The 3258-nt window shown below is 58.2% G+C and carries 3 protein-coding genes; 1 reads left to right on the plus strand and 2 read right to left on the minus strand.

Annotation, left to right across the window (positions count from 1 at the left end):
* A partial coding sequence (locus EN943_RS36195) for a GntR family transcriptional regulator (protein ID WP_245476108.1) occupies positions 1-636 on the minus strand: 636 nt, incomplete at its 3' end.
* Between the two features lie 271 nt (positions 637-907).
* Between EN943_RS36195 and EN943_RS36200 the strand changes: the two genes are divergently transcribed.
* On the plus strand, positions 908-1798 hold the full coding sequence (locus EN943_RS36200; protein WP_164778580.1) for a DMT family transporter: 891 nt from the start codon (positions 908-910) through the stop codon (positions 1796-1798).
* A 237-nt stretch (positions 1799-2035) separates the two neighbouring features.
* On the opposite strand, the gene EN943_RS36205 is transcribed toward EN943_RS36200, so the two are convergent.
* A complete protein-coding gene (locus EN943_RS36205; protein ID WP_127416528.1) occupies positions 2036-2887 on the minus strand; it encodes a fumarylacetoacetate hydrolase family protein in 852 nt (283 codons plus the stop codon).
* Between the last annotated feature and the right edge of the window lie 371 nt (positions 2888-3258).

A 3258-nucleotide genomic window follows, 5' to 3' on the forward strand; every position in this document is an offset into this window, starting at 1 on the left:
CGCGAGCAGAGCCCTGGCGGTCGTAATGTCGCGAGCAAGCACTGACTCCATGATCGCCCGATGCTCCGCATCGATGTCGCGGCCATTCTCATTGAGGGGACCAGACAACCGGCGATATCGTTCCGATTGGATGAACAACTGCTGTCGCAACTTCAGCCACCAACTGTTGGCGCAGGCAGCTGTAATCTCCTCGTGGAAGCGTTGATGATACTTATGCCATTCGTTGCTGTCGTTACCGCCCCGATCGTGAAGGCCGACGCTGAGCTTGGACAGTTGGTGCCCGATCGAAAGTACGCGACCTTCCCATGTCAGATCTCCGTGAGTAATCGATGATGCAAGGCATGTCTGTTCTATTTCAATTCTTGTCTCAGTCAGATCAATTAGGTCCCGCCTCGATATCAGCGCGACAAAGAAGCCCCGCTGCGGTCGGGCCGACACAAGGCCCTCCGATGTCAAGCGCGCGAGCGCTTCTCTCACGGCGCCGAGACTGGCATCGAACTCGTCCGTGAGCGCTTCGATCTTGAGCTTTTCACCAGGCCTGAAGCGGGCGGTGATGATAGCGTTAGACAACCTCTCGTGGGTGCGCGAGGTCATGCTTTTATGAGCGATTTCGCCCTGTTCGTCTCGTGAGATCATGTCCAATCTTACGTCACTCCGCTTCCTGTTAAAATACATTTCGAGGATGCCCCCAGCTCTATCCGATGAAAAGTCCGCCTCCGCGGAGATTGCCCCGACTGATCCAGGCGAGGGACCTGCGCCGGTGCCTGGCCGAAGCGGCGAGTGGCGCGCCGTGAGGCAATTCGAGGCCAGTTAGCGGGCTTTTTCCGCCTACTATCCTCGGACATTGTGCGCCGACGCGTCAGTACAATTCGCGGGAAGCCGCATGAGGGTACGGAGACAATTGAGCATGATTGGCCCAGCCGTTCGCAACCCAGCCCGCCCAGTGATGGGAGTACTGCTGGTCCTGTTCATCGTCTTCTTCTTTGCGCTTGCCGATGCGTTGACAAAACTTCTTGTCGCACGCCATCCCGTGCAAGTGGTCATCGCCGGGCGGTTTCTTTCCAGCCTGCTACTGCTGCTCGTCTTTCTCGCACGTCGCCTCGGTCGCCGTCTCTGGGCGACCCGAAGACCGCTGATCGTCACCGTCCGCAGTGTCTGCATAACGGTAGGTGCTTTGATGGTGGGATTGGCGTTGCAGCGGATGCCGATCGGCGAGACTGTCGCGATCGTTTACTGTGCGCCGTTGCTGGTCATGCTGCTGGCTGCTCCGATACTCGGCGAGAAGGTCGGGGCGGCCGGCTGGGCATCGGCAAGCTTGGGGCTTATGGGTGTGATGTTCATAGTCCGGCCCGGCAGTGGGTTGGATACCCTCGGCGTTATTTTTTGTCTGGTCAACGTCGCATTGTACGCCGCATACCAGCTTCTTACGCGAAAACTAAGCGACACGGAAAGTTCCATCGCCCTGACTGCGAACCTTTGCCTGGTGGGTGCAATCCTGTTCGGGGTCGCCGCTATTCCCTATCTGCGCGAGAACGTGCCGTCTCTCGATGACCTGGCCTTGATGAGCGCGCTAGGTGCGCTCAGCACGCTTGGTCACATCTTGTATTCTGTCGCCTTCCGTCTGGCGCCCGCCTCCCTCGTCGCGCCTGCAAGCTACTTCCATCTCGTGTGGGCCGCGCTGCTCGGCTGGGTCGTGTTCAATGAGCTTCCCGATAAGTTCGCGCTCATCGGGATGGGGATGATCATGATTTCCGGCATCTCGACGATCCTGCTGGCTTCGCTCCGGGATCGTCCTTAGACGCTGCGGTCGCAAGCCTTGCGAACGGGCCAGCGGCGGCAACCTGCCCCCGCGGCACCGATTCCAGCGTGTCAATCGAGCTGCCCCGCGGCGCCAGTCCTCGCCCTTACACACGATGCGCACGATGACAGTGGGTTGCCGGTGCGCCCGAGGATGGCACGATGGATACGTTTCGCGGCGCTGCGTGCGGAACGGTGAAGCCGCGCACCGCAAGGGTACCAGCTCGCCCGAGGTTGTTCACGCTTCGGCGACCACCGCGTTGCGCAATAGGCCGATCTTCTCGATCTCGACTTCGCAGACGTCGCCCGGCCGCATCAAGATCTTCGGGTCGCGTGCAAAGCCGACGCCGGACGGCGTGCCGCTCACGATAAGGTCGCCTGGCTCCAACGTCATCCCGATGCTCAGCTTTGAGACAAGGTCGGCAATCGAGAAGACGAGCAGGTCGGTATTCGCGTCCTGCAGCACTTCGCCGTTCAGACGCGTCTGCAGGCGCAGACCCTTGGCGCCTGCGGGAACTTCGTCGCTGGTAACGAATTCGGGGCCCATCGAGCCAGTGTTGTCGAAGTTCTTCCCGATCGTCCATTGAGTGGTGCGCAGCTGATAGTCTCGAATGGAGCCGTCGTTGAAAATGGTATAGCCGGCCACATGATCCAGCGCGCTGTCGATCGGAATTGCTCGCCCGGCCTTACCGATCACAGCCACAAGCTCGCCTTCATAATCGAACATGGCTGAAACTTTGGGTTGAACCAAGTCCGCATTGTGGGACACCAGATTGCTGTTGAAGCGCACGAATACGGTGGGGAATTCGGGCAGCACCATGTTCGATTCGGAGGCGTGATCGGCATAGTTAAGTCCGACGCAAAGAACTTTGCCAGCCCGTCGGAATGGCAGCTCGCACGTCACCTGTTCAAGGTCGATGGGCTTGCCTGTCTTCAGCGCTTCCGCGGCAGCCACATAATCTCCTGAGCGAACGATGTCATCCAGGTCGCCGGGCCAACGTGCCGCGTCCTCCATGAGTCCTAGCCAGGTGGTCTGGGTCTTGTAGGCAAGGCCGCGTTGTCCTCGAGCAGAAAAACTTAAAAAGCGCATAACATTCTCCTTAGTGTCGGTGCTCAGTCCATATAAACGACATTTTCCGATTGAAAATACATTTTTTTGCGATATCGTTATGGAGGGAGCAGAGGCGAATTCGTCTCGGTAAGGCCGCATCGAGGATCTCGAGAAGACAGCACGTTGCGGGAGGTCAGGCATGCCGGGCTTTCCTGCCTACCCGAATTTGTTTTGGTTCAGGAATTGCCGTCGGGACGCTGGCCGCCGGTAATAGTCGCTTCGTTTGACTGTGACCTGAAATCTTCGATCTGCTTGGAGAAGAACTCTGTAGGTCTGAAGCTGGAAATTAAGGGAGAGAGAGATGAAGACACTACTTGCATGTTTTGTATCTGCATTCCTCATGACTGTGC

The organism is Mesorhizobium sp. M7A.F.Ca.US.006.01.1.1 (genome assembly GCF_003997935.1).
In the GTDB taxonomy this organism is placed as follows: domain Bacteria; phylum Pseudomonadota; class Alphaproteobacteria; order Rhizobiales; family Rhizobiaceae; genus Mesorhizobium.